Source organism: Methanoculleus sp. (assembly GCF_036677455.1).
Classification (GTDB): domain Archaea; phylum Halobacteriota; class Methanomicrobia; order Methanomicrobiales; family Methanoculleaceae; genus Methanoculleus.
In genome coordinates this window covers 13269-38079 of record NZ_JAVBWL010000002.1, presented here as the reverse complement: position 1 = coordinate 38079, position 24811 = coordinate 13269, and the positions used below count along the sequence as shown (strand labels likewise).

The following is a 24811-nucleotide window of genomic DNA, read 5'->3' as shown; positions in this document are numbered from 1 at the left end:
CCTCATAATCCGGGCCCCGTCCCGCGACGTTTCCAGCGAAGACCCGCGAGCGGCAGGATGCACAGAAGACCGGTCCCTTCCGGTCGGTCTCGGCGATGGTGTTTGAGAAGCGCATGACGCACCCGGGGTCTTCACAGTGGGCGAGCCCGAAGGTGTGCCCCAGTTCATGCACCGCCTCCACGACGACACGGCGCCGGAAGACGCCGGCATCTTCCGGCAGGTCATAAAATGGCTGTCTGAGACGATGGAGAGAGATCAGAGCGTATCGCCGGCCTGCTATCCCGAAGACGAAGTTCATGCCCGGGAAGTAGAGGTCAACCTCGGTGACCCCCAGCACCCGGCCGTGGCGGGCGGTCTCCCGGGGGAGCATGAGGGCCTCGAGCACCATCTCCGCGTCGTACTGGCTGCGGGCGGCATTCAAGGCAGCTCCCGGAAGCGGAACTGCTCTTCCAGGCGTCACGTCCCGGGAGAATGCCGCCTTCAGAGCGTCCCGGAGCGCCTGCATCTCCCCCGGATCGACCTTCCCGATGGGAACGAGAACAATACTCATATGCGGCATCCCGGCGCCGGGTGTGGATAGGCAAGAACTTGATAGTATCGATCGAAGGTCGCGTCACGCACCGCCGTCGCCGTCCCCCCTGAGGAGCGCAAAGAGCCGGGCGAGCGAGACGAGGTCCTGTCGGTTGTGCTCCACCACCGGAAGGAGCGGGCCGGGGCTTCCGGTCCGCCGGTAGGCATCGTAGAACTCCGGCACCATCCACCCGGGCACATCGCTCTCACGGCTGACGCCGAGGACCTCCGTCTCGAGCGTGCTGAGCCGGCAGGTGGCAAGCGAGCCGCTCCAGCGCCGGCGTGCAAAGTGGAGGACGTCGAAGTGAGGCACGGCAGGGCCTGCCGGGATGCCGTGCCAGGCGAGCCGCTCCCGTATGTAGGGGAGGTCGAATGCACGGCCGTTGAAGGTGACAAGTGCCGCGCCCTCCTCTTCCAGGGTGGGAAGGACAGCGGTGAGCGCCGCCGCCTCCTCCCCGATGGACCGGAGCAGGTACTGGCGGGTGGTGATCGACCCGTCTCGGACCCGGGCGAGGCCGATGAGGATGATCGGCCGGGAGGAGAGCCCCAGCGTCTCGATGTCGAGGAAGACAAACTCATCGGGAGCATGGAACCGGCTTGCCTCGAGGAGGAGCGGGTCGGAACACCGGCGGCGCCGCCCGATCCGGTCCATGAGATCGCAGGTGTTCCCCTCCGCAACCAGGTCAAGGAGCCGTGCAGCCTCCCGGCGGTAGAGCGGGTGCCGGGCGAGATCGGCAACCGTCCGGTAACCCCGCCCCTTCAGCCTCCGTTCGGTCGCCTCCCCGATGCCGCGAACCAGCGTGAGGTCCGCAAGGATGGCCGCTGCAGCCCGGTCCGGGTCCCGGCCGTCAAGGTCCATGGGACTCCGGGACTCGAGGACGTAACACTTCCCGGAAGGACATGCGACCTCCCGGCCGCAGAAGAGATCCTCAAGCGCCCGGCCCCGGTAGCCGTCGACGAGGTCGTCACGGAGCCTTCGGGCCGTATCGTAGTCGGGCCGGTCAACCCGGGCCCGCCACAGCCTCCCTGCCTGATCGAACGGGTGAGCCATCCTGTTGGCAGAGGTTGGACCCCACCGGCATTCAACGTACCCGCCGCGGGGCGAAAGTGGACGGGGAACCGGACACAGCATAAATACCCCCGAGACAACAGGAGAAGAGATATGCAGATTAGAGCGGTCCTGATCGACATCGACGGCGTTCTCTACGTCGGCGACCGGCGCATCGAAGGAGCGGACAGGGCGCTCCGGGAACTCGACCGGCGGGGGATCCCCTACCGGTTCGTCTCGAACACCACCCGCCGCTCCCGCGCCTCAGTTGCCCTCCGCCTGGAGGGCCTCGGCTACGCCATCCCGGAGTCCCGGATCATCACCGCCCCGGTCGCTGCCGCCGCACACCTGCGAGAGGGGGGCCGGACCCGGTGCTTCCTCCTCACCACCCCCGATGCCCGGACTGACTTTGAGGAGGCCGGCCTCCTTGCCGTAGAAGAGGATGCCGACGCGGTCGTGGTCGCCGATGCGGCCGACGGCATCACCTACGCCACGATGAACCGGGCGTTCCGCCTCCTCCTCGCCGGAGCTGACCTCGTCGCGCTTGAGAAGGACCGCTACTGGATGGGGTCGGACGGCCTGATGCTCTCGGCCGGCCCCTTCGTGGCTGCGCTCGAGTACGCCGCCGGTAAGAAGGCGGAGGTGGTCGGAAAGCCTGCCCCGGCGTTCTTCCTCCGTGCGCTCCGGGAGACCGGGGCGCGACCAAAAGAGGCGGCGATGGTCGGCGACGACATCGTCACCGACATCGGCGGCGCGCAGGCCTGCGGTATCCGGGGGATCCTGGTCAGGACCGGCAAGTACCGGGAAGAGGCGCTTCAGCGGTCGGGGGTCACGCCGGACCTCGTCATCGACTCACTGGCTGAACTCCCCGACTACCTCTGATACCATGCGGAGACGAATGCACACCGCGCTCATCCTTGCCGCCGCGACCCATGCCCACGACCGGCCCGGATCGTACCCCCGTGCCCGGGACTACCTCGCGGCGTGACCGCGGGGAGGCTCACTCCCGGACGATGTAGCGGGCCGGGGATGGGGCGCCCGTCTTCCCCCGGAGCCGGGCCATGGCGGTCTCGCAGTACCCCGGAGAGATATCGATGCCGATGAATCGGCGCCCGAGCCGATGGGCGACGAACGTCGTCGTCCCTGCACCGTTGAAGGGGTCGAGCACCAGGTCGCCCCGGTAGGAGAAGAGCTTGATCAGCCGCCGAGGAAGCTCCTCGGGAAACATGGCCGGGTGCCGGTAGTCTCGCATCCTTGCCTCCGCCGGGAAGGTCCACCTTGCAAAGACCCACTCTTTGAACTCATCCCCGGTGATATCGATCATCGCCCTCTCTCCGGTCTTCTTATGGGTCTCCTTATCGAAGACCTCGATGAACTCCCAGGTATACTTCAGGTACGGCATCGAAGGTGACTTCCAGCTCCCCCAGGCAGTGTACCGGGCGTTATAGTTGTTCTTCTCCCAGAGAATCTCCGCCTTCCAGAGAAACCCCAGCTCGAGGAGCTGTGATGAGATGATATGGTGCGTGGGGACGTAGTCGGAGAAGAGCGGCTGTATGTTGATCGCCATCCGCCCGCCGGGTTTGAGGAGACGGTAACACTCCCGCCAGATTGCACCGAGTCCCCGGAAGTAGTCGCCCCACTCGCAGGTGTCATACGTTTCGCTGTCCGAGTAGGGGTGGCCGAAGTTGTAAGGTGGGGACGTGACGACGAGGTCGACGCTCCTGTCCGGGATCTCCGGGAGCACCGTTGCAGCATCACCGCAGATGATACTGTCTACGAACCGCTGGACGGCATGAGGCTCAGAGATGTGGACGGCATGCTTGCTCCCGGCCCCCCGCCGGATCATCTTCTTCTCCTTCCGGTTCGGTACCCCTCCCCGTGACATCCCCGCCAGACCCTCCGGGGTGCCGGTGGATCACAGGGGGGTTAAACGTAACCCTCTACCTCACGAAAGGTGCGGATCGCCGGGGTGGTGGCGGCGAAGTAGACCGCTTTACGCATCTGGCTTCGCCTGATGACGGTCTGATGCCGGGCGGCCCGCTCAGCGAGGCAGGCAAACGTGTCAAACGTGGATGATCTCTCCATACACAAGACGGGGTGAGACTGCTATTTAACCGCAGGCCGTGCGCGGTGCGAAAGTGGAGATCCCGGAGTCTGCCGGAGATCCCGCCCGGCCCGTCAAAATTCCTGCCCCCATTCGTCAAAAAACTTGAATATTTGCAGTGGTTTAGTAAAGTTCTCGTTATCCCGGTCATTCGCCCTCCTGCCGGCTGAATCGGCAGTTGTTCCGTTGACAAGTGTTAATTGGATCCCCTGCAAATACATGAAACGGAGTGCCGTATGCTGAATGTCAGTGATTTGCACGTGAACGTGGATGGCACCGAGAAACTCCACGATATCAATCTCCACATCGGGCAGGGAGAAACCCATATCCTGATGGGACCGAACGGCTCGGGAAAGAGCACGCTGCTCAAAGCCATCATGGGGTTCGGCGGCTATACCATAACATCGGGTTCGATCGTCTTCAAAGGGAAAGATATCACCGATATGCCGATCCACGAGCGGGCCCACCTCGGGATCGGCCTGATGTTTCAGCACCCGCCGGCGATATCCGGACTGAAACTCGGAAAACTGCTTGCCGCCACATCGCATATGGGAGACGAGGCGATAGAGGCGCTCGCGCAGTCGGTCAACATGGAGCGCTTTCTCGAACGAGATATCAACGTTGGGTTCTCTGGCGGCGAAATAAAACGGAGCGAGGTCCTGCAACTGAAGGTCCAGCAGCCCGAATTCCTCATGCTGGACGAACCGGAGAGCGGCGTCGACCTCGAGAACATGAACCTGATGGGGAAGGAGATTGCAGGCCTGCTTGAGAAAGATGTGCATATCGTCAACCGTCGCCGGAGCGGCCTGATAATCACCCACACCGGCTACATCCTCGATTACCTCGAGGCCGACCAGGGACACGTGCTGATCGACGGCGCGATCCGGTGTCACGGGAACCCCCGCGAGATCCTGCGCGTGGTCAAAGAGAAAGGATACGGAGAGTGTCTGCGTTGCAAACAGATGTGACTGATATCGAGCAGCTCTCGCAGAAAGATAGGGAGCGCCTGGCCCTGACCGGCCTTGAAGTCGAGATGCAGAACCGGTGCGGGAGTTACTTCCAGATCGACCAGGACGTGATCCAGACAACCTGCGGGGCCGAGGGGGTCGAGATGCTCCCCCTCAAGGTCGCCCTCGAGAAGTACGACTGGGTGAAGGACTACTACTGGAACGCTGTTCCGCGTGACAAGGACAAGTATACCCAGTATGTCGCAAAGCAAGAGGAGCCGCAGGGCCTCGTCGTCATCGCTCATGAGGGCACAAAGGTCGAGATGCCCCTCCAGGCCTGCCTTTTCCTCCGCGATGAGCCGGTACAGAACGTCCACAACCTCTTCATCGCAAAGGAAGGATCGGAGATCCACATCATCTCCGGGTGCGCCAGTTCCTGGCAGAAAGAGCACGGAGCACATATCGGGGTGACCGAGATCTACGTCGGTAAAGGGGCCAAGGTCACGTCCACGATGATCCACAACTGGAACCCGGGGATCAGCGTCTTCCCGCGAAGCGCCACCATCGTCGAGGAGGACGGCACGTTCCTCTCGAACTACGTCTGCATGCAGCCGGTCAACCGGGTCAACATGTACCCGACGGCACGCCTGGTCGGGAAGAACGCCGTGGCCCGGTTCTCGAGCATCGTCGTCGCCACGCCCGGCTCGACCCTTGACCTCGGTTCCCGGACGATCCTCGCCGCCGAGCACACGAGCACCGAGCTCATCACCCGGGCGATCACCACCGGCGGCACCATCATCTCCCGGGGCCACATCCTCGGCGAGAAGGACAATACCCGGGGCCACATCGAGTGCAAGGGCCTGATCTTAAAGGACGGCACCATCCACGCCATCCCCGAGATCGAAGGGACGCTGACCGGCACCGAACTCTCCCACGAGGCCGCGGTCGGTAAGATCGCCCGCCACGAGATCGAGTACCTCATGGCCCGGGGGCTCTCCGAAGAGGAGGCTACCGCAACCATTATACGCGGGTTCCTGGATGTAAAGATCAGCGGTCTGCCTGCAGTCCTGCAGGCTCAGATAGATGCCGCGATCGATAAAGCAGAATCAGGGTTCTGATTCGGGAGAGCGTATGACGGAGGCCGATCCCTGCCGGGATGAGCGCGAGGAGATGGTAGAGTTCCAGGTCCGGGCCCGGGGGGTCAGGGACGAGCGGGTGCTTGCCGCGATGCGGAAGGTCCCGCGCCACCTCTTCGTGCCGAAAGGCTTCGAACGGGCCGCCTACGAGGACCGGCCGCTCCCCATCGGGGAGGGGCAGACCATCTCCCAGCCCTACATCGTCGCCGTCATGACCGAACAACTCGAACTCTCGCCGCAGGACCGGGTGCTCGAGATCGGGACCGGTAGCGGCTACCAGGCCGCGCTCCTCGCTGAACTCGCCGGAACGGTCATCTCCCTCGAACGCCTGCCGGAGCTCGCCGACCGGGCACGACAGACCCTCGCCCGGGCGGGGGTCACCGGCGTCCGGGTGGTCGTCGGCGACGGCACGAAGGGCTACCCGCCGGAGGCGCCGTACGATGCCATCATCGTCACGGCGGCATCGCCCGGGATCCCCGAACCCCTGGTCGACCAGCTCGCCGAGGGCGGGCGGCTGATCGCTCCCGTCGGGCCGCGGGACTGCCAGGACCTCATCAAGCTCGTCAAGCGAGAGGGCGGGGTGGAGAAGATCCCCCTCGGTGGCGTCTGTTTCGTGCCGCTGATCGGGCAGTTCGGCTGGAGAGGAGAGGACGGCCAGTGACGGTCTACGACATCACCCGTCCCCTCTCTGAAGATACCCTCCTTTACCCGGGGGATATCCGGCCCCGGTTCACCGAGGTTGACAACGGGCAGTACCGGGTGACGGAGATGATTCTCGGGACGCATACCGGGACGCACCTCGACGCCCCTTCGCACTACCTGAAGGGAGGCCGGACGGTCGACGAGATCCCGCCCGGGCGGCTCACGGGACCGGCGCAGGTGCTGGACTGCAGCGATACCGGATCGGTCATCGGTCCTGACTGCCTCGCCGGCCGCCTCGACGGCACCCGGACGCTCCTCTTGAAGACCTGGTTCTCGGAGCGGCAGGAGTTCGATCCGGGCTACCCCTCGCTCTCGCTTGAGGCGGCGCAGGTGCTCGTCGACGCCGGGATCACCTGCATCGGCACCGACGCCCCGTCGATCGAGGGATTTTATTGCGACGGTTCGGTCCACCGGCTGCTGCTCGGGAGCGGGATGGTCGTCCTCGAACTCCTCGACCTCTCGGCGGTGCCGGCGGGAGACTACTTCATGGTGGCGCTCCCGATGCGGCTCAAAGGCGCGGACGGGTCGCCGGTTCGGGCGATCCTCCGGGATAAGGAGGAAGAGATGTGACATTCTGGCACGATGCTATAGGGAAACTCGAGACGATCCTCGCGGACAGCGGGTGCGAGGAGGGAGTCGTGACGCTTGCCGTGAACTACGACGCAGATGTCTGCCAGTACCCGAAAGGGGTCCCGATGGAGGGATGCTTCGGCGGGAAGCGGGGACAGTTCATCACGAGCGACCCCATCCGGGCCAACACCCGGATCTCATTCATGTTCGGCGCACCGCTCGCAAACCAGAAACAACGGGGAGCGGCGGGCGCGATCATCAACGCCGTCTCGGCATTCCTCTGCCTGGCACGGAGACTCCGCCCCTGCACCCCCGACTGCTACGGCCCCTGCCTTGCGGAACTCTCCCGCGAGGTTGCCGGGAAGCGCATCTACCTCGTCGGCCCGATGCCGGTCCTCGAGCGGGCCCTCGGAGACCAGATCGTCGACTCGCCCCAGAAGGCCGATCTCCTCCTGGTCGCCGGCGACGGCATGACGACCGACGCGGGGGTAGCCTGCATCGACGAGTACCGGGGACGGAAACGGATGATCTTCCTCGGGCCGTCGGCCGCAGGGGTCAGCAGTCTCATGGATTTTGAGCACTGGTGCCCTCACGGTCGATGAATACCTTTTTTTAGGGAAGAAAGGAGTATACAGGAGTATGCTTTTTGGCTCTTCCGGAATCCGGCGGGAATTTGACCCCGGTCTCGTCGATCTCGCGCTCCGCGTAGGGGCAGCCACTGCAGGCGGCGCTGCGGGCATCGTCGTGGGCAGGGATACCCGCACGACCAGCGAACTGCTGGAACATGCCGTCATCGCCGGTATGCTCTCTGCCGGTGCGACCGTCTACTCCTGCGGCATCGCGCCCACCCCGACGGTCGCTCACGCGACCGGGTGCGTCGACGCAGGGTGCATGATCACCGCCTCGCACAACCCCGAGTCCTACAACGGGATGAAACTCTTCAACCCCGACGGGTCGTCGTTCACCCTCCGGCAGCAGGCGGCGATCGAGGAGGCGATCGAGGAGACATGCCTGACAGACTGGGAGCAGCAGGGGCATGTCTCTTCCGTCGATGCGGTAGAGGCGCACCGGGAGGCCATCCTCGATAAGGTCAGCCTCTCCCGGCCCGTCACGACCGTGCTCGACTGCGGCAACGGTGCAGGGAGCGTCATCACCCCCGACCTCCTTGGAGGAGCGGGAGCAACCGTCATCGGGCTGAACTGCAACGTCTCGGGCCGGTTCGCCCGCCCTTCAGAGCCGCTTGAGACGAACCTCCCTTACGTCGGGGAGATCATCCGGAAGCGAGATGCGGCATGCGCGGTGATCCACGACGGCGACGCCGACCGGATGATGGCGTTCGATGAGCGGGGGCGCTACATCGACGGGGACCACCTCCTCATGCTCTTTGCGAGCTACCTCGACCGGAAGAAGGTGGTCACCACCGTCGACGCCTCGATGGCGATCGAAGAGGTCGCCGAGGTCCACCGCACGCCGGTCGGGGACAGTTTCGTCTCCGAAGAGCTCCTCACCTGGGGAGACTTCGGCGGGGAGGCGTCAGGGAGCTGGATCTTTCCCGAGCACTCCTACTGCCCCGACGGGGTCTACGCCGCGGCCCTGCTCTGCGAGATCGCATCGGAGTGGTCGATCGCCGAAGAACTGGACCGGATGCCCCGGTATACCCTCCTCCGTGAGTCGTACCGTATCCCGTCACCCGGAGCGGTCATGGCAGCGCTCGGTGCCGATGAGCCGACGCACGGGGTCCGGTTCGAAGACGAAGACGGCTGGTACCTGATCCGGGCAAGCGGCACCGAACCGAAGGTCCGGATAACGGCCGAAGGCAGGACGCCAAAAAAAGCAAAAGAGATGCTTGATCTGGGGCATACCGCCCTAGAGCGTGCAAAACAAATTCAGGAGTGAACCTATGCAGTGTGTCGTACTGGCAGCAGGAGAGGGGAAACGGATGCGCCCCCTGACCGCACGGCGTCCGAAGGTGATGCTTCCCATCGCCAACCGCCCGATGATGGAACACCTGGTCCTCGCGGCCCGCGATGCGGGGATCGCCGACTTCATCTTTGTCGTCGGCTACTACGAACGTGAGATCCGAAACCATTTCGGGGATGGGAGCAGTCTCGGTGTGAAGATAACCTACGTGACCCAGCGGCACCAGCTCGGTACCGCCGACGCCCTGCGGGCAACGGCAGGAATGGTCAACGACCGGTTCCTCCTCCTGAACGGGGATATGGTCCTCAAGAGGGGCGACATCGAGGAACTCTGCCGGATGAGCGCGCCCTGCATGGGGATACACGGGACGGACCACCCGCAGGACTACGGGGTGGTGACCGTGGAGGGGGACCGGATCACCGGCCTTGAGGAGAAGTCGGAGAACCCGAAGAGCAACCTGATCAACGCGGGTGCCTACCTCTTCGACCCCGATATCTTCGACCTCCTCTCGGGGATAGCGGTATCGGGCCGGGGCGAGTTCGAACTGACCGATGCGATCGAGTCCTATATCAGGGCGAGGACGCTCAAAGCGTACCCGCTGAACTACTGGCTCGACGTCGGGCAGCCCTGGGACCTCCTCGACGCAAACGAGGCGCTCCTCGGGGCGACACACCATGAACAGTGCGGCACCGTCGAGGCCGGATGCACCATCCCGGAGACGGTCAGTATCGGGAAAGGAACCGTTATCCGGGCCGGGACCTACATCGAGGGTTCCTGCGTCATCGGGGAGAACTGCGTCATCGGTCCCCACGCCTATATCCGGGGGTCCACCGCCATCGGCAATGACTGCCATATCGGGCACTCGACCGAGATCAAGAACTCCATCATCATGCCGAGAACGAAGATCCCGCACTTCAACTACATCGGCGACAGCATCGTGGGCAGTGGGTGCAACTTCGGGGCCGGCACCAAGGTCGCAAACCTCCGGCACGACAACGGGGCGGTGAAGGTCTGCGGAAAGACCACCGGGCGGAGGAAGTTCGGCGCCATCATCGGCGACAACGTCCTCTTCGGGATCAACTGCTCGGTCAACGTCGGAAGCCTCATCGGCAGCAACGCACGGATCGCCCCCCACTCCCTCGTGGAAGGGTGTATCGAGGAGAACGCGGTCATCAGGTGATATGATGCAGGCAGTCATTTTAGCAGCGGGAGAAGGGAGCCGCCTCCGGCCGCTCACCCGGAGCAAGCCCAAAGCCATGCTCCCGGTCGCGAACCGGCCGATCATCGAGTACGTCATCGATGCTCTCCTCGAGAACGGGATCCGCGATATCGTGGTGGTGGTCGGGTACCGCAAAGAGGACGTCATCCGGCACCTCAACCGGCTCAACGCCCCGATCCAGGTCGTCGTGCAGGAGCGGCAGCTCGGGACCGCGGATGCCCTCCGGGCGGCAAGGCCCGAGATCACGGAAGATTTCCTCGTCCTACCCGGGGACAACTATATCAACGCAGAGTCGATAGCCCGGATCAAGAGAGAGCAGAACGCCATGCTCGTGGCCGAGCACCCGAACCCCTCGAACTTCGGGGTCGTGGTGATCCGGAACGGCCTCGTCCGCGAGATCATCGAGAAGCCCGAAGATGCCCCGACGTTCACGGTATCGACCGGGATCTACTCGTTCACCCCTGAGGTCTTCTCCTATCTCCGAACGAACGAGATCCCCGACGCTCTCGCCGCCATGATCGCGGCGGGCCGGCGGATACGGGCGATCCCGGCGGACGACTGGCAGGACGCCATCTATCCCTGGGACCTCCTGAAACTCAACAGCCGGATGCTCAGGGGGATCACGCCCGAGATCAGTGGGACGGTCGACGCCTCCGTCATCCGCCGGGGCACCGTGCATATCGGCGCCGGGACGACCATCGGCCCGAACACCGTGATCTACGGTCCCGTCACCATCGGAAAAAACTGTAACATCGGCCCAAACTGCGTCATCATGCCTGATGTGAGCATCGGCGATAGGGTGGTGCTTGAGCCGTTCACCTACGTCGCCGACTCGCTCATGATGAGCGACGTCAACATCGGGTCCCATTCACGGATCGTCTCGGCGGTCTTCGGCCAGGGGTGCATCCTCGCCGACCATACCACCACCTATCCGTCGGCGAGCTTCATCGAGGTCGGAGGCCGGGTCCAGAAGGAGGAGTTCGGCGCAGTCCTCGGTGAAGGGGTCCGTGCGGCACCCTTCACAACATTTAAAAACTGTATAGCCGGTAACAGTGTTACCATCGAGGAGGGGAAGACAGTGATCGGTCTCATCGAGGACGGCACCCGGGTGATGTAGATGTGCGGGATCGTCGGTTACATCGGTAGACGGGACGCAACGCCGGTCCTGATCCAGGGGTTGAAGCGGCTTGAGTACCGGGGCTATGACTCATTCGGGCTCGCAACGGTCGGGAGCGCGATCGAGGTCTACAAGAAGGCAGGCCGTATCTCGGACGGCGAGGCCGGAGCGGCCGGTCTCCACGGGTGCACGGGGATCGGGCATACCCGGTGGGCCACGCATGGCGAGCCCAACGACATCAACGCTCACCCGCACACGGACTGCACGGGTACGATCGCCGTGGTGCATAACGGTGTCATCGAGAACTACCGCGAACTGAAACGGCAACTCGAAGGGCGCGGCCACACCTTCCGGTCCGAGACCGACACCGAGGTGATCGCCCACCTCATCGAGGAGCACTACGAGGGAGACCTCCTCAGCGCGGTCAACGCGACCCTCCCTCACCTCAAAGGGTCGTATGCCGTCCTCGCGATCGCGGAGGATACCCAGAGGATCATCGCCGCCCGCGACGCGAGCCCGCTCGTCCTCGGCGTCGGCGATGCCGAGATCTTTGCCGCCTCGGACATGACGCCGCTCCTCGAGTATACGGAACGCGTGATCTACCTCGAAGACGGGGACGTCGCCGATCTCACCCCGGGCCGCTTCACCATCTTTCACGGCGGCCGGGAGGTGGAGCGCCCGGTCGAACTGATCAACTGGTGTGTCGAGGATACCCGGAAGGGCGGGTTCGCCCACTACATGTTGAAGGAGATCTACGAACAGCCCCAGTCCTTCTACGAGACCATCCGGGCCGGTATCAGCGATAAGGTGCGGCAGATGGTCATGGAGGCCGACGAGATCACGCTCGTTGCATGCGGGACGTCGTACCATACCGCCCTGATCTTCAAGTATCTGGCCGAGTCGCTCTGCTGCATACCGGTGCGGGTCGAGATGGGGTCGGAGTTCAAGTACTTCACCCCGCCCCTCCACGGCCTCGCGATCGCAGTCTCCCAGTCGGGAGAGACCGCAGACACGATCGCCGCCTTGAAGATGGCAAAAGCCCGCAACTGCCCCACGCTTGCCATCACCAACATGCAGGGCAGCACCGTCACCCGTGTCGCGGATGAGACCCTGCTGATGCGCGCCGGACCCGAGATCGGCGTCGCCGCAACCAAGTCCTACATGGCGCAGCTTGCCGCGCTGATGCAGATCCTCAACGCCCGGTGCGAGGGGACGTTCGATGAAGTCCTCTCTCACGCCCACCTTGCAATCGGCGACGTTCTCCTCCAGGAGATCCGGGAGGCGGTCGGCCTCTGTGCCGGGGCCGACCATGTCTTCTTCGTAGGAAGAGGGGCGTTCTACCCGGTCTCGATGGAAGGTGCCTTGAAGATGAAGGAGATCAGCTACGTCCACGCCGAGGGGTATGCTGCGGGAGAACTCAAGCACGGGCCGTTCGCCCTCCTCACAGATGAGACGCCGGTAGTCGCCATCTGCACCCCCGGGCCGACCTACGATGTGATGGCATCGAACATCAAGGAGATGAAAGCCCGAAAGGCACCGGTCATCGCCCTCGGCGTTGCCGGCGATAAGGAACTCGCCGAGATCGTGGACATCTTCATCCCCATCCCGAACACACATCTTCTGGTGCAGGTGCTGACCGCGTCGGTCGCCCTCCAGCTGCTCGCCTACCATACGGCCTGTGCCCTGCAGCGGGACGTCGACAAACCGCGGAACCTGGCAAAGAGCGTGACCGTTGAATGATTGAGCATGGACGTAATGCCCTCGGCGAGGGGGCGGTGATATTCGAGCCGGTGACCGTCGGGTTTCCCTCCCGCGACCGGATCGGCGAGGAAGGGTTCCCGGGTGCCACCATCGGGAGGAACGCGGTCCTCCGGTCGGGGACCATCATCTACTGCGATGTGACGATCGGCGAGGGATTCCAGACCGGCCATAACGTGCTGATCCGCGAGAAGACCACCATCGGGAACCGCGTCGCGATAGGGACGGGGGCGGTGGTCGAGGGCGACTGCACGATCGGCGACGACGTCCGCCTCCAGAGCCTGGTTTACATCCCCACCGGCGCCCGGATCGGCGACCGGGTCTTCATCGGCCCGAACGCTGTGCTGACGAACGACCGCTACCCCCCGGGACCCCACGAGTCGCTCCGGGGCCCGGTGATCGAAAATGACGCCGTCATCGGTGCGAACGCGACGATCCTCCCCGGCATCACCGTCGGTGAGGGGGCGTTCGTCGCCGCCGGCGCGGTGGTGACGAAGGATGTCCCGCCGGGGATGCTCGCGGTGGGCGCACCGGCACGGTTCCGGCCGCTCCCCGCGGAGGCACGGCGGTGTCGATGAAGATCCCCATCGCCCGGCCGCTCGTCGGAGAGGAGGAGGTCGAGGCCGTCGCCCGCGTGATGCGGTCGGGGATGCTCGCTCAAGGGTCGGTCGTCACGGAGTTTGAGTCGCGGTTTGCGGAGTACTGCGGCGCCCGGCACGCAATCGGCGTCAACTCGGGGACGGCGGCGCTCCACGCGGCCCTGCTCGCGGCGGGCGTCGGGCCGGGAGACTCGGTGGTCGTCCCGGCGTTCACGTTCTTTGCGACGGCGTCCAGCGTCTCGATGTGCGGGGCGACGCCGCTCTTTGCCGATGTCGACCAACAGACGTTCAATATCGACCCGGAATCGGTCGAAGGCCTCATCCGGCCGGATACCCGGGCGGTCATCGGGGTCCACCTCTTCGGGCAGCCGTTCGATGTCGCTGCTATCCGCGCTCTCTGTGACGACCACGATCTCGTCCTCATCGAGGACGCGGCCCAGGCGCACGGTGCGGAGTATCACGGGAAGCGGGCGGGGAGCCTCGCCGATATCGGCTGCTTCTCGTTCTACCCGACGAAGAACATGACCACCGGCGAAGGGGGCATGGTCACGACCGACGACGACCTCCTTAGCGAGAGGGTCCGGCTCCTCATCAACCACGGCCAGAGTCAGAAGTACCTCCATACCGCCATCGGCTACAACTACCGGATGACGAACATCGATGCCGCAATCGGCCTCGTGCAGCTCGACCGGGTGGAAGGGTTCAACGAGCGCCGGAGAAAGAACGCTCGTTACCTCGACCGCCATCTAGCAGGCTCAGGGCTCGTCACGCCCCATGTTGCACCGGGCGTCCGGCACGTCTACCACCAGTACGTGGTGAAGGTCCCCTCCGGCTACCCGCTCGCGCGGGATGCGTTCATGAGCGCTCTTTCGGAGCAGGGGATCGGGACCGCCGTCCACTACCCCATCCCCGTCAACCGGCAGCCGGTCTACGAGAATAATCACGCCTCCTGTCCGGTCGCCGATGACCTTGCGGCATCGGCCGTGAGCCTGCCGGTCCACCCCTCGGTGACGGACGAAGAACTGGCGTACATCTGCGACGCGGTCCGGGAACTCCGGGCCGCATAATAACCTACAACGACAATGAAGATCCTCCTCGTCTCCACCCAGGACTACATCCACCACCCGATCCCGTCCCGGCACCACAACATCTTCGAGGAACTCGCCACCCGGCACGAGGTCCACGTCCCTCACTTCCACGTCAGCAGGGGGAAGGAACGAGAGACCCGGCTCCACGTCCACGAGGCGACACGGTTTCCCGTCGAGAGCCCCTTCCTTCACTACACCGCAAACGCACCCCACCACTACCGGGTCATCCGCGAGATCATCCGTGACTACGATATCGATATCGTCGTCGGCGCCCACGTCCTCGCGGGGACGGCGATGATCCGGGCAGCGAAGAGGTTCAACGTGCCGGTGGTCTTCGACCTGAAGGACTGGTTCCCCGACTCCGCCGCCGCCTACTACAAGAATCCCGCCGTGAAGCGGCTGATCCGGGAAGGCGTCCTCGCCATAACCCGCTACAACCTGGACCACAGCGACGTCATCACGACGGTCTCACCCGGACTGGTCGAGAAACTCCGGGGGTACGGCTACGAGGCGGAGCTGATCACGAACGGCGTCAACACCGACCTCTTCCGCCCGCTGGACGGCGGGGCGATGCGTACCGCCCTCGGGATCGCTCCCGACGCCTTCGTTCTCGGGTTTGCCGGCGCCGTCGAGCGGTGGTATGCCCTCGATGAAGTGATCCGGGCACTCCCGGAGATCCGGAAGAGGCACCCGAACGCGGAACTCCTGATCGTCGGCGGCTCGCTCTTCACCGGCTACCTTGAGGAACTGCAGGCCCTCGCGGCAGACCTCGGGGTCGCCGGCCGGGTGCACTTCACCGGTGCCGTCGACTACCGCGACCTCCCCGGCTACATCGCGCCGATGGACCTCTGCCTCATCCCGCTCTCCCCCCCGCAGTGGGTCGATATCGCTCTCCCGAACAAGTACTTCGAGTACTCGGCGTGCGGGAAGCCGATCCTCTCGACCCCCATCCCCGATATGCTCCGGATGGGCGGCGACCAGATCGCCGTTTACCGGAACCGGGAGGAGTTCATCAAGAGGGTCGACGACCTGGCGCTCACCCCGGGGCGGTGCCCGACCGGAATGGAGGAGCACAGCTGGAAGAAGAAGGCGGAGGCATTCGAGAAGATCTTTATGCGGCTGACAGGAAAACGCTGAAATTCACTCCTTTTTTCCTGCCTCACGGGATACGCCAAGGTTATTAATGGTTCGAGAGGAAACAGGTTCATAATAAGGAGGGTCCGATGGCTCACGTGGATCTCAAGAAGTATCGACCATACATCATCATAGGTATCATCATCCTGTTCTCCCTGCTCACGCTCTGGACGCGGGGTATCCCTGCGGAAGGTCTGGTGACCGCCGAGAGCGTCAACCTCCTGGGTAACGACCCCTGGTACACCGTCCGCCAGGTCGAACAGACCGTCGCAAACTTCCCCGGCTACGCCTGGTTCGATGCCATGACGCTGTATCCGACCGGCGACGTCGTCTACTGGGGGCCGCTCTTCATCCAGATCATGGCGGCGCTCTCTATCCTCACCGGTGCAGCGACACGGCCCGAGATCATGGTGGTGGCATCCTGGGTCCCGCCGCTGATGGCCGCGGCGATGGTGCCGGTCACCTACCTGCTCGCGAAGAAGCTCGCCGGCTGGAAGACAGGCCTCATCGCGGCGGCCCTCATCGCGGTCATCAGCGGGAACTACGCCTACCGCTCCCTCTTCGGGTTCGTCGACCACCATATCGCAGAGACGCTCTTCTCGACGATCTTCGTCCTCGCTTACGTCGTCGCGCTGCTCGCCACCCGTGATACCCCATTCTCCCTCGCGAACCGCGACACCCTGAATGTCGAGACGCTGAAGGCGCCGGTGCTCGCGTCGGCGCTCGCGGGCGTCGCGTATCTGCTCGGCTACTTCAATATGCCGACGATGATCCTCTTTGCGCTCATCGTGGCCGGATTCATCCTGGTCCAGTTTCTTCTGGACTTCTTCCAGGACCGGAACAGCGACTACCTGGTTCTCGTAAATCTGGTCACCTTCGGCGTGGTGATCATCGGGACGGTGGCGTTCGGCTTCCCGCACCCGGGTCTCGACCTCTCCCGGTACACCATCGGGCACGTCATCGCGTGTGCCGCCCTCGTCGCCGGGACACTCGCCCTCTACGTCCTCTCGGTCTACCTGAAGGGGCGCCCGAAGTATTACTTCCCGGCCGCGATCGCCACCATCGCGATCGCCGCCGTCGCGGTGCTCTATCTCGCCCTCCCTGACGTCTACAACCTCCTGATCTCAAGCCTCTTCGCCTTCTTCGGCGAGCAGGCGATCACCACGACCGTCCAGGAGGCGCGGGCCTGGTCGTTCGATGCAGCCTGGCAGACGTTCCACTGGGGGATCCTCCTCGCGATCGGCGGGGCCGCCGCCCTCCTCTGGCAGAACCGCGAGAGGGCGAACCCGGCCCATGTCTTCGTCCTGGTCTGGACGGCGATCATCCTCGCGTCGACGGCCGCCCACGTCCGGTACGAATACTACCTCGCCGTGAACATCGCCCTGCTCGCTGCGGTCTTTGTCGGGGCGGTCCTGAACCTGGGGTGGAAAGACACCGCCCGTCTCCTCGGGGCAGGGAAGAGTGCGGCTTCCTCTCCCCCGCAGGCCCCTGTGAAGCAGGAGGAGCCGGCGCGGAAGGGGAAGAAGGGAGCACGGGCCGCTGACTCCCAGAAGCCGAAGACCGCCGCGAGAGACCAGCCCGACTACCTCAAGGCAGGGGCCCTCGCCGTGGTCGTCCTCGTCACGCTCCTCTTCGCAGGGTCTTCCCTCCAGACGAACCTTGCCCTGGCGAACAACGCCAAATACGGCGGGATGGACTCACAGTGGATGGAAGCCCTCGAGTGGATGGGTGAGAACACCCCCGACCCTGGTGTCGACTACTACGCCATCTACGACCAGAACACCTTCACCTACCCCGAGGGGTCCTACGGCGTCATGTCCTGGTGGGACTACGGTCACTGGATCACCTTCGTCTCGAAACGTATCCCGAACAACAACCCCTTCCAGCACGGAGTCTCCGGGCCGAACGGGTCTGCGGTCTACCTCACCTCGACCGATGAAGCGGCCGCAAACCGGATCCTCGACAACATCGGCACCCGCTACGTCATCACCGACATCCAGCTCGCCACCGGGAAGTTCCACGCCCCGGCGACCTGGGCCGATCCGGAGGTGGGCAGGGACCGGTTCGAGCCGCAGTTCCTCGTCCCCACCGGCGCGGGCTCGACAAACTACCAGGTGATTCCGTTCTACAACCGGGAGTACTACCGGACGATGACCGCTCGCCTCCACAACTTCGACGGATCCATGACCGATCCGACGTCGCAGGTGATCTACGCCGAGTACCAGGACGCTTCCACCGCAAACACCTCGCTTCCCGTCATCACGCGGACGGAGCAGATGAACGCGACCGAGGCGGCAGCCGCGGCGGAGGCGTATAACAGGAACGCACCGGCAGGCTCGGGTGCCACGGTCCTGAACCTCTACTACCAGTACCGGGGAGACTCGATCCTCCAGCCGGTCGAGCGGGTCCCGGCGCTCCAGCACTACCGGCTCGTCCACGAGGCGCCGCAGAACATCTACGGTAACGTCGGCGCGAACGGGCCCGACCTGAAAGCCGTCAAGATCTTCGAGTACGTCCCGGGCGCCGTGATCCGGGGTGACGGCATCATCGAGGTGCCGGTCGTCACGAACACCGGCCGGGCGTTCACCTACCGGCAGGAGAGCGTGAACGGCACGTTCGTCGTCCCGTACGCGACGTCAGGATGGACGGGTGACGTGAAGACGACAGGGCAGTACCGGATCGCGGGCACGGGCCAGACATTCGACGTCACCGAAGAGGCTATCGAGCAAGGACGCACCATTAACTGAACAAGGATGCGCTCTTCAGTCATCTACGGAGACATCTTTACCCGTCACGATATGGAGGCTCACCCCGAGTCGGCCGCCCGGTTACGGACGGCCCTCTCCGGGGTTCCCGAGAACATACCGTGGCGTCCCCCGGTCCGGGCCACCGAGGAAGACCTCGAACTGGTCCACCTCCCGCAATACGTCCGGTGGGTGCGGGAGCTCGCGCGGGGGACCTGTTTTCTGGACCTGAACACCTACGTCACCTGCCACTCCTTCGATGCGGCGGCGTATGCCGCCGGGTCGACCTTTGCCGCGGTGGAGCGGGCGCTCGACGGCGAGCATCTCTTTGCCCTGGTCCGCCCGCCGGGACATCACGCCGAGCCGGACCGGGCGATGGGGTTCTGCATCTTCAACAACGCCGCCGTCGCGGCGGCGAAAGCGCTTCTCTCGGTCGACCGGGTGGCGATCCTCGACTGGGACCTGCACCACGGCAACGGCACCCAGACGGCGTTTTACGGGAGCGACCGGGTGCTCTACTGCTCGGTGCACGAGGAGAACAGTTTCCCGAAGACCGGGTGGGTGGACGAGATCGGCACCGGGGTAGGCCGGGGCTACACCCTCAACGCCCCGCTCGCCGCGGGGTCGACCATCGCCGATTACGCGCTGGTCTTCGACGAGATCTTCATCCCGGCGCTCACCCGGTTCCGGCCCGACGCCCTGATCATCTCTGCCGGGCAGGATGCCCTCGCCGACGACGAACACGGGCGGATGAACCTTGTGCCCGAGGACTACGGCGTGCTCACCGGGATGCTGATCGACGGCACGGACCTCCCGCTCGCGCTGACGCTCGAGGGCGGCTACGGTCCGTCGATCGGGAAGGCGATTCATGCAATATTCCAGGCCCTTGCAGGGAAGCGGTTCGAGCCTGGAGAGCAGCCCCTGCAGAGGAGCACGGGTAAGGTCGTGGAGATCCTGAAGAAGGTCCAGTTCTGCTGAACGACGCCTCCATCAGGAGCGGAGTTCGAGAAAACGCGAAGCGTTTTCGAGTGCGACGCCTCCATCAGGAGCGGGGGCGCGAGGGGGGGTCACCCCTGCGCGGAGCGCTTCCGGTCCGGGTCCATGTAGGTGATCTCGAACCCGGGGACGATGACCCGCACCACCGGCACCGGGGTCTTTGTGAGGTCGCAGACAGCGACCCGGTCCGTATAGGGAGCGACCGCATCGAGCACCCGCCGGATGTCGAGGTCGAACCGGTCGGTGCTCACGTCGGGCACGTCGGCGATATCGATGGCATCTCCGCCGGCAAACCAGAGTCGGTTGATCCGTTTCAGCCGGTCGTATCCCGCCTTCCGGATGACCATCTCCCGGCGGGGGTCGACCGGGCCGCCATGAAGGTAACTCGCCCGGCTCCGGGCGACCTCGGTCAGGGCGCGGAGTGCTGCGATCTCGGGGCAGGTGTGTGTCCCCGACCCGATGACGATCATCGCCGGGTCCTTCGTGACGGGGTCGTCCGCGGCGGCAGCGACCGTGGGGATGCCGGTCCGTCCGTTGATCAGCCAGAGGTGGACGTTGATCCCGTTCTCCTGGAACCGGTCAAGCACCTCGCGGGCGGCGCATGCCCTCTCGAGGGTGAGGGGGCGGCCGGGGTCGTGGTTCCGGTCGGCGAGGCTGAGCGCGTCCCGCTCGATCACCTCGAAGAGCGCGGTGAGGATTGCCTCTTCCCGGGTGTTTCCGGACGCAAGCCCGTTCGGATCGCTCCGGAAGAGGGGTGCAGCCATCCCGAGCGAGTCGTAGGGGTGGAAGACGGCGTTACCTGGGATGAAGACCTCTTCATCGTTCAGGATATCCCACACCGGCGTCCAGTGGATCTTCTCCCCCTGCTCGAGTTCCCGCGAGAGGATCAGGTCCTCGGGGTGCACCGCCCGTCCCGGGCCGATCTCCTCGTAGGCCGCATACTCCATCCGGTCTCCCCGGTACTCGGCGCTGTACCGCTCAAGCGCCCCCATCATCGCCGAGACCCTGGCATGGATCGGCTCTCTTCCCATGCCGACATGGACGCGAGTCCCCCGCCGGGCTGCTCCTGGCCGGATCGCGATGAATACGGGGATCCCGAGACGGTCCAGGGGAGTCGCGTCGATGATCTCGACGACGCCGATCTCCTCCATCAACGGCTCTACGGCGTCATGGGTCTCCTCCGGGGACCGGGAACGGTGCATCCCGTCAATGTAGCGTTTCTCTACCGGGTGAATCGTGATTGCCATTCAAGATCCCTTGGAGGTGATACCTTAATAGTATGGCAGATGTACCCTACCGTGTTATGAGCACGGATGACGTAGCCGTGGGCGCAATCGTCCGATACCCCCGCACCGGCACAACCGGCAGGGTCGTGCGGGTCGAGGAGATCGACGGTCGGAACTACGCCGAACTCGACAGCACCGGACTCTACTACCGGGTTGACGAACTTATCAGCGCCGACCGCGCGGCCGGAAACGTGGAGAGAAAAGAGCGTTCGCTTGAGGACTACCTGCAAGAGCACCAGGAACTCAAAGCCCAGCTTGAAGAGGTCTGGGAGAAGGGGACCGACCGGAGCTGCGAAGGCGGCGGTTAACTCTCGATCGGTATGGTGGTGAGTTTCACCGCCTCAACGCCCTTCTGCGCCATCAACTGTTCTGTGATATCCTTCAGTACCGCGCCGTCCCCGCGGATCAGGATCACCTCGAGGCACTTGTTCGGGGTCACGTGCGAGTGAAGGGATGCCTGGATGTTATGGGCGTGCTGGTGCTGGATCTCGGTGAGCGTCTGGAGCAAGCCGCGCTGGTCATGGTCGTACACCATGGTGATGACGCCCTGGCGCTCTCCTTTTACATCGGATATCCACTGATAATGGGTTATGTAACTCCGTATTGAGTCCCGTATCCCTTCGGAACGGGAGGAGTACCCCCGGAGGCTCAGGATCTCGTCGAATTTGTCGAGAAGATTCTTGGGTAGAGAGATCCCGATACGTGAAAGTTCGGTATCACCTGACATGCTGCGATCAGCACCATATCTCACTTCATGGGGTATAAATTTTCGCTAACTGCCGGGCGTGTTTTCATACTTCTTATGCTACACCGGCGGGCCGCACCGGGGAGAATCCCGGGAATACCCCGCGCAGGTGTGAGGGAGAGGCTACACAATCCCGACCGATTATGTATAAGTAGTGTCATTCTATATAGGATAAGGAGGTTCGAAAACTTTTGCGAGATGCATTCATTCCCGGTGTCAATATTGGGCTCGTGGGTCATGTCGATCACGGCAAGACCACCCTGGTCAGCGCGCTGACCGGTACCTGGACGGACAGGCACAGCGAGGAGATCAAGCGCGGCATCTCCATCCGGCTTGGCTACGCGGATACAACATTCTACAGGTGCGAAGCGTGCGAGGGTGCGGCGGCCTATTCCCCCAAACCGGAATGCCCGGGCTGTGGAGGAAAGGCGGTCCCGTTCCGGACGGTCTCGTTCGTCGATGCCCCCGGTCACGAGACATTGATGGCGACGATGCTCTCCGGCTCCGCTCTGATGGACGGGGCGATGCTCGTCATCGCTGCAAACGAGGTCTGCCCGCAGCCCCAGACCAAAGAACACCTGATGGCGCTTGAACTGATCGGCATCAAGAAGATCGTCATCGTCCAGAACAAGATCGACGTGGTCACTCAGGCCGAGGCACTTGAGCACTATAAACAGATCAAACGGTTCATCAAGGGCACCATCGCCGAGAACGCGCCCATCATCCCGGTCTCCGCGCAGAAGGGCATCAATATCGGTGCCCTGATCCAGACCCTCGATACGGTCATCCCGGAGCCCGACCGTGACCCGGATGTCGACCCGTTGCTGCTCGTCGCCCGGTCGTTTGATATCAACAAACCCGGCTGCAGCTGGCGGGACGTGAAGGGCGGCGTCATCGGTGGCTCGCTCATCCGGGGGGTCCTGCATGAGGGGGACGACATCGAGATCCGCCCCGGCCGGCAGGTCCAGGTAGAGAACCGGACGAAGTGGGAACCGATCGAGACGAAGATCACCTCCATCAACGCTGGTCATATCAAGGTGACCGAGGCGGCACCCGGGGGCCTCCTCGGCGTCGGGACGAAACTCGACCCGGCACTGACGAAGAGCGACGCGCTCGCCGGGCAGGTGGCCGGGCTCGTAGGGAAACTGCCACCGGTCTGGGAACGGCTGAAGTTCGACGTCACGCTCATGGACCGCGTGGTCGGTGCGGACAGCGAGCAGACCATCGAGCCTTTGAAGCATAAAGAGCCGCTGATGCTCTCGGTCGGCACCGCCGTCACCGTCGGCGTGATCGTGAACACCAAGAAGAACCAGGTGGAGGTCCAGCTGAAGCGGGCGGTCTGCGCGGAGGCCGGTGCGCGGATCGCTATCAGCAGACAGGTCGGCGGGCGATGGCGGCTGATCGGCATGGGGATTCTGGTCGAGTGAGGGTTCTCCTCGACACGAACGCCCTCTTGATGCCGGCCCAGTTCGGGATTGACCTGTACGATGAACTCATGGGTCTCTTCGGGGACTTCGAGCCGATCACGCTCGAAGAGGTGGTCGGCGAGCTCTCAGGGCTCGCCCGGGGCCGCGGCCGCGATGCTGCTGCCGCCCGGGTGGGCCTCGCGATGGCCCGGCGCTCGACGGTCGTGCCGAGCGGAAGTGCCGCGGAGCATGTCGACGACCGGGTGATCGAGTATGCCCGCCGGGAGAGGTGCATTGTGGTGACGAACGACCGGGAGCTCCGGAATGCTCTCCTCCGTGAGGGGATTGGCGTTGTCGCGATGCGAAGAGCGAGGACACTGGAACTGTTGAGGGGATAGGTGAGATACTATGTATTACAAGATGACACTGGAGGACAAGGTGCGGGTTCCACCCCACCGCCTCGGGGAAGACCTCGAGAAGGTCATCCTCAATGTACTGCAGGAGCAGCTGGAAGGCAGCATCACCAAGGAGATCGGGATCTTCATCGCGGTCACGAAGATTCTCGAGATCGGCGAAGGGGAACTGATCCCGGGGGACGGTGCCGTCTACTACGATGTCAGGTTCGAGGCGGCGGTGCTCCGTCTGGCGCTCCAGGAAGTGATCGAGGGCGAGGTGGTGGAGACGACGAGTTTCGGTGCGTTCATCAGCCTCGGGCCCATCGACGCCATGCTTCACGTGAGCCAGATATCGGATGAGTATATCAACTACGACGAGAAGAACGGCAGGCTGATCTGCCAGGACTCGAAGCGGTATATCGCTGTCGGCGACGGCGTCCGGGCCCGGGTCGTTGCGCTTTCGTTGAACGAGCGCGAGCCCAGGGAGAGTAAGATCGGCCTCACGATGCGACAGTCCGGCCTCGGGACCACGCTCTGGCTGGAAGAGGAACTCGAACAGGAGAAGGCGAAGGGAGCGGCATAAGCCATGGTCGTCCGTAAGAAAATGGTCAAGGTCTGCCGTGAGTGTCACCGGGTCGTCGAAGGGGAGGCCTGCGTGGTCTGCAGCACGAGCAACCTGAGCGAAGACTGGGCGGGCTACGTCGTGATCATCGATCCCGAGCATTCGGATATCGCAAAGAAGATGAACATCACCATGGCCGGCAGGTACGCGCTGAAGGTCCGTTGATGCTCCGGCTTCCCGAAGCGCACCGGGACCTCTTCAAGAAACCGTTCGGCACCCTGTACGGGAATATCGACGAACTCCTGGCCCGGCTCGAAGGCCGGGCGGTCTACGCCGTCGGCGATGTGGTGACCCACAACCTCCTCGCCGCAGGCGTCGTCCCGGATATCGCCATCATCGACGGGTATACGATGCGCTTACCCTGCAACCGTTCCCCCCTGCTCCAGGCGAGGAGGCTGACGGCAAAGAACCCCCCCGGCACGATCACCGATGACCTCGTCGACGCGATCGACGCGGCGGTCAGGGACCCTCCAGCAGTGATCTTCGTCGACGGCGAGGAGGATCTCGCGGTCATCCCGATCGTCCTCGCCGCGCCGATCGGGGCTGCCGTCCTCTACGGCCAGCCGCGAGAGGGTGTCGTCCTCCGGATCGTCGATGCGCCGGCGAAGCAGGCGGCCGCATCCATGCTGGACTGTTTCGTGCGCGGGTAAGACGTGCGGCGAGATCCGTTCCGGAACCGGCATCCCAGAGTATAAATAAATCCGC

General features: G+C 64.0%; 27 protein-coding genes. 21 read left to right on the top strand and 6 right to left on the bottom strand.

Annotation, left to right across the window (positions count from 1 at the left end):
- A partial coding sequence (locus V6K60_RS00475) for an archaemetzincin family Zn-dependent metalloprotease (protein WP_332448546.1) occupies nucleotides 1-550 on the bottom strand: 550 nt, incomplete at its 3' end.
- Between the two features lie 63 nt (nucleotides 551-613).
- The gene (locus V6K60_RS00470; protein ID WP_332448545.1) at nucleotides 614-1621 is read right to left on the bottom strand and encodes a ribonuclease H-like domain-containing protein; all 1008 of its coding nucleotides are present in this window, start codon (nucleotides 1619-1621) and stop codon (nucleotides 614-616) included.
- A gap of 111 nt (nucleotides 1622-1732) precedes the next feature.
- Here V6K60_RS00470 and V6K60_RS00465 point away from each other — a divergent pair, with 111 nt between their 5' ends.
- Entirely contained in the window at nucleotides 1733-2500 is a 768-nt protein-coding gene (locus V6K60_RS00465; RefSeq protein WP_332448544.1) for a TIGR01458 family HAD-type hydrolase, read from the top strand.
- Nucleotides 2501-2618: 118 nt separating this feature from the next.
- On the opposite strand, the gene V6K60_RS00460 is transcribed toward V6K60_RS00465, so the two are convergent.
- Both V6K60_RS00460 and V6K60_RS00455 read right to left on the bottom strand, forming a co-directional pair.
- Nucleotides 2619-3464 (bottom strand): DNA-methyltransferase, encoded by an 846-nt coding sequence (locus tag V6K60_RS00460; protein WP_332448543.1) that lies wholly within the window; start codon nucleotides 3462-3464, stop codon nucleotides 2619-2621.
- Between the two features lie 80 nt (nucleotides 3465-3544).
- Nucleotides 3545-3703, bottom strand: a complete 159-nt coding sequence (locus V6K60_RS00455) for a hypothetical protein (RefSeq protein ID WP_332448542.1) — start codon at nucleotides 3701-3703, stop codon at nucleotides 3545-3547.
- 255 nt (nucleotides 3704-3958) lie between these two features.
- Here V6K60_RS00455 and V6K60_RS00450 point away from each other — a divergent pair, with 255 nt between their 5' ends.
- The 14 genes from V6K60_RS00450 (at nucleotide 3959) to V6K60_RS00385 (ending at nucleotide 19634) form a co-directional block, all read left to right on the top strand.
- The gene (locus V6K60_RS00450) at nucleotides 3959-4690 is read left to right on the top strand and encodes an ABC transporter ATP-binding protein (RefSeq protein WP_332448541.1); all 732 of its coding nucleotides are present in this window, start codon (nucleotides 3959-3961) and stop codon (nucleotides 4688-4690) included.
- Nucleotides 4687-5787 carry a SufB/SufD family protein gene (locus V6K60_RS00445; RefSeq protein WP_332448540.1) on the top strand — a complete coding sequence of 367 codons (1101 nt, stop codon included), beginning with the start codon at nucleotides 4687-4689 and terminating at the stop codon, nucleotides 5785-5787. Before V6K60_RS00450 ends, V6K60_RS00445 begins: the two co-directional genes overlap by 4 nt.
- Nucleotides 5788-5800: 13 nt before the next feature.
- Complete coding sequence (locus V6K60_RS00440) at nucleotides 5801-6466, top strand: protein-L-isoaspartate(D-aspartate) O-methyltransferase (protein WP_332448539.1); 666 nt, start codon at nucleotides 5801-5803, stop codon at nucleotides 6464-6466.
- Nucleotides 6463-7077 carry a cyclase family protein gene (locus V6K60_RS00435; protein WP_332448538.1) on the top strand — a complete coding sequence of 205 codons (615 nt, stop codon included), beginning with the start codon at nucleotides 6463-6465 and terminating at the stop codon, nucleotides 7075-7077. The genes V6K60_RS00440 and V6K60_RS00435 overlap by 4 nt, the downstream gene beginning before the upstream one ends.
- Nucleotides 7074-7679: a hypothetical protein gene (locus V6K60_RS00430; RefSeq protein WP_332448537.1), complete on the top strand. Its 606-nt coding sequence runs from the start codon at nucleotides 7074-7076 to the stop codon at nucleotides 7677-7679. Before V6K60_RS00435 ends, V6K60_RS00430 begins: the two co-directional genes overlap by 4 nt.
- Nucleotides 7680-7716: 37 nt before the next feature.
- Complete coding sequence (locus tag V6K60_RS00425; protein WP_332448536.1) at nucleotides 7717-8973, top strand: phosphopentomutase/phosphoglucosamine mutase; 1257 nt, start codon at nucleotides 7717-7719, stop codon at nucleotides 8971-8973.
- 4 nt (nucleotides 8974-8977) lie between these two features.
- Nucleotides 8978-10177 (top strand): bifunctional sugar-1-phosphate nucleotidylyltransferase/acetyltransferase, encoded by a 1200-nt coding sequence (glmU, locus tag V6K60_RS00420; RefSeq protein ID WP_332448535.1) that lies wholly within the window; start codon nucleotides 8978-8980, stop codon nucleotides 10175-10177.
- A gap of 1 nt (nucleotide 10178) precedes the next feature.
- On the top strand, nucleotides 10179-11333 hold the full coding sequence (gene glmU, locus V6K60_RS00415) for a bifunctional sugar-1-phosphate nucleotidylyltransferase/acetyltransferase (RefSeq protein ID WP_332448534.1): 1155 nt from the start codon (nucleotides 10179-10181) through the stop codon (nucleotides 11331-11333).
- The gene (gene glmS / locus V6K60_RS00410) at nucleotides 11334-13073 is read left to right on the top strand and encodes a glutamine--fructose-6-phosphate transaminase (isomerizing) (protein ID WP_332448533.1); all 1740 of its coding nucleotides are present in this window, start codon (nucleotides 11334-11336) and stop codon (nucleotides 13071-13073) included.
- Nucleotides 13070-13669, top strand: coding sequence for an acyltransferase (locus tag V6K60_RS00405; protein WP_332448532.1), 600 nt, complete (start codon nucleotides 13070-13072; stop codon nucleotides 13667-13669). Before glmS ends, V6K60_RS00405 begins: the two co-directional genes overlap by 4 nt.
- On the top strand, nucleotides 13666-14757 hold the full coding sequence (locus V6K60_RS00400; RefSeq protein ID WP_332448531.1) for a DegT/DnrJ/EryC1/StrS family aminotransferase: 1092 nt from the start codon (nucleotides 13666-13668) through the stop codon (nucleotides 14755-14757). The genes V6K60_RS00405 and V6K60_RS00400 overlap by 4 nt, the downstream gene beginning before the upstream one ends.
- Nucleotides 14758-14772: 15 nt before the next feature.
- Nucleotides 14773-15915, top strand: coding sequence for a glycosyltransferase (locus V6K60_RS00395; RefSeq protein WP_332448530.1), 1143 nt, complete (start codon nucleotides 14773-14775; stop codon nucleotides 15913-15915).
- A gap of 86 nt (nucleotides 15916-16001) precedes the next feature.
- A complete protein-coding gene (locus V6K60_RS00390) occupies nucleotides 16002-18659 on the top strand; it encodes an oligosaccharyl transferase, archaeosortase A system-associated (protein ID WP_332448529.1) in 2658 nt (885 codons plus the stop codon).
- Nucleotides 18660-18665: 6 nt separating this feature from the next.
- Complete coding sequence (locus V6K60_RS00385) at nucleotides 18666-19634, top strand: histone deacetylase family protein (RefSeq protein WP_332448528.1); 969 nt, start codon at nucleotides 18666-18668, stop codon at nucleotides 19632-19634.
- A gap of 89 nt (nucleotides 19635-19723) precedes the next feature.
- Here V6K60_RS00385 and V6K60_RS00380 read toward each other — a convergent pair whose 3' ends face one another.
- Nucleotides 19724-20899 carry a YcaO-related McrA-glycine thioamidation protein gene (locus V6K60_RS00380; RefSeq protein WP_332448527.1) on the bottom strand — a complete coding sequence of 392 codons (1176 nt, stop codon included), beginning with the start codon at nucleotides 20897-20899 and terminating at the stop codon, nucleotides 19724-19726.
- Nucleotides 20900-20955: 56 nt separating this feature from the next.
- Between V6K60_RS00380 and V6K60_RS00375 the strand changes: the two genes are divergently transcribed.
- The gene (locus tag V6K60_RS00375) at nucleotides 20956-21246 is read left to right on the top strand and encodes a DUF2098 domain-containing protein (protein WP_332448526.1); all 291 of its coding nucleotides are present in this window, start codon (nucleotides 20956-20958) and stop codon (nucleotides 21244-21246) included.
- On the opposite strand, the gene nikR is transcribed toward V6K60_RS00375, so the two are convergent.
- On the bottom strand, nucleotides 21243-21665 hold the full coding sequence (gene nikR / locus V6K60_RS00370; RefSeq protein ID WP_332448525.1) for a nickel-responsive transcriptional regulator NikR: 423 nt from the start codon (nucleotides 21663-21665) through the stop codon (nucleotides 21243-21245). The genes V6K60_RS00375 and nikR overlap by 4 nt on opposite strands.
- A gap of 209 nt (nucleotides 21666-21874) precedes the next feature.
- Between nikR and V6K60_RS00365 the strand changes: the two genes are divergently transcribed.
- Genes V6K60_RS00365 through V6K60_RS00345 form a run of 5 tightly spaced genes read left to right on the top strand, consistent with a single transcriptional unit; the run spans nucleotide 21875 to nucleotide 24756 of the window.
- Nucleotides 21875-23110: a translation initiation factor IF-2 subunit gamma gene (locus V6K60_RS00365; RefSeq protein ID WP_332448524.1), complete on the top strand. Its 1236-nt coding sequence runs from the start codon at nucleotides 21875-21877 to the stop codon at nucleotides 23108-23110.
- The gene (locus V6K60_RS00360) at nucleotides 23107-23487 is read left to right on the top strand and encodes a type II toxin-antitoxin system VapC family toxin (RefSeq protein ID WP_332448523.1); all 381 of its coding nucleotides are present in this window, start codon (nucleotides 23107-23109) and stop codon (nucleotides 23485-23487) included. Before V6K60_RS00365 ends, V6K60_RS00360 begins: the two co-directional genes overlap by 4 nt.
- 10 nt (nucleotides 23488-23497) lie before the next feature.
- Nucleotides 23498-24067 carry a DNA-directed RNA polymerase gene (locus V6K60_RS00355; protein ID WP_332448522.1) on the top strand — a complete coding sequence of 190 codons (570 nt, stop codon included), beginning with the start codon at nucleotides 23498-23500 and terminating at the stop codon, nucleotides 24065-24067.
- A gap of 3 nt (nucleotides 24068-24070) precedes the next feature.
- Complete coding sequence (spt4, locus tag V6K60_RS00350; RefSeq protein WP_332448521.1) at nucleotides 24071-24271, top strand: transcription elongation factor subunit Spt4; 201 nt, start codon at nucleotides 24071-24073, stop codon at nucleotides 24269-24271.
- Complete coding sequence (locus V6K60_RS00345; protein ID WP_332448520.1) at nucleotides 24271-24756, top strand: GTP-dependent dephospho-CoA kinase family protein; 486 nt, start codon at nucleotides 24271-24273, stop codon at nucleotides 24754-24756. The genes spt4 and V6K60_RS00345 overlap by 1 nt, the downstream gene beginning before the upstream one ends.
- The last annotated feature ends 55 nt before the right edge of the window (nucleotides 24757-24811 follow it).

Bases quoted from the DNA above. Each gene is read 5' to 3' on its own strand.
- V6K60_RS00470 (WP_332448545.1), bottom strand. From the start codon at position 1,621: ATGGCTCACCCGTTCGATCAGGCAGGGAGGCTGTGGCGGGCCCGGGTT.
- V6K60_RS00465 (WP_332448544.1), top strand. From the start codon at position 1,733: ATGCAGATTAGAGCGGTCCTGATCGACATCGACGGCGTTCTCTACGTC.
- V6K60_RS00460 (WP_332448543.1), bottom strand. From the start codon at position 3,464: ATGATCCGGCGGGGGGCCGGGAGCAAGCATGCCGTCCACATCTCTGAG.
- V6K60_RS00455 (WP_332448542.1), bottom strand. From the start codon at position 3,703: ATGGAGAGATCATCCACGTTTGACACGTTTGCCTGCCTCGCTGAGCGG.
- V6K60_RS00450 (WP_332448541.1), top strand. From the start codon at position 3,959: ATGCTGAATGTCAGTGATTTGCACGTGAACGTGGATGGCACCGAGAAA.
- V6K60_RS00440 (WP_332448539.1), top strand. From the start codon at position 5,801: ATGACGGAGGCCGATCCCTGCCGGGATGAGCGCGAGGAGATGGTAGAG.
- V6K60_RS00425 (WP_332448536.1), top strand. From the start codon at position 7,717: ATGCTTTTTGGCTCTTCCGGAATCCGGCGGGAATTTGACCCCGGTCTC.
- glmU (WP_332448535.1), top strand. From the start codon at position 8,978: ATGCAGTGTGTCGTACTGGCAGCAGGAGAGGGGAAACGGATGCGCCCC.
- glmU (WP_332448534.1), top strand. From the start codon at position 10,179: ATGATGCAGGCAGTCATTTTAGCAGCGGGAGAAGGGAGCCGCCTCCGG.
- glmS (WP_332448533.1), top strand. From the start codon at position 11,334: ATGTGCGGGATCGTCGGTTACATCGGTAGACGGGACGCAACGCCGGTC.
- V6K60_RS00405 (WP_332448532.1), top strand. From the start codon at position 13,070: ATGATTGAGCATGGACGTAATGCCCTCGGCGAGGGGGCGGTGATATTC.
- V6K60_RS00400 (WP_332448531.1), top strand. From the start codon at position 13,666: ATGAAGATCCCCATCGCCCGGCCGCTCGTCGGAGAGGAGGAGGTCGAG.
- V6K60_RS00395 (WP_332448530.1), top strand. From the start codon at position 14,773: ATGAAGATCCTCCTCGTCTCCACCCAGGACTACATCCACCACCCGATC.
- V6K60_RS00390 (WP_332448529.1), top strand. From the start codon at position 16,002: ATGGCTCACGTGGATCTCAAGAAGTATCGACCATACATCATCATAGGT.
- V6K60_RS00385 (WP_332448528.1), top strand. From the start codon at position 18,666: ATGCGCTCTTCAGTCATCTACGGAGACATCTTTACCCGTCACGATATG.
- V6K60_RS00380 (WP_332448527.1), bottom strand. From the start codon at position 20,899: ATGGCAATCACGATTCACCCGGTAGAGAAACGCTACATTGACGGGATG.
- V6K60_RS00375 (WP_332448526.1), top strand. From the start codon at position 20,956: ATGAGCACGGATGACGTAGCCGTGGGCGCAATCGTCCGATACCCCCGC.
- nikR (WP_332448525.1), bottom strand. From the start codon at position 21,665: ATGTCAGGTGATACCGAACTTTCACGTATCGGGATCTCTCTACCCAAG.
- V6K60_RS00355 (WP_332448522.1), top strand. From the start codon at position 23,498: ATGTATTACAAGATGACACTGGAGGACAAGGTGCGGGTTCCACCCCAC.
- spt4 (WP_332448521.1), top strand. From the start codon at position 24,071: ATGGTCGTCCGTAAGAAAATGGTCAAGGTCTGCCGTGAGTGTCACCGG.
- V6K60_RS00345 (WP_332448520.1), top strand. From the start codon at position 24,271: ATGCTCCGGCTTCCCGAAGCGCACCGGGACCTCTTCAAGAAACCGTTC.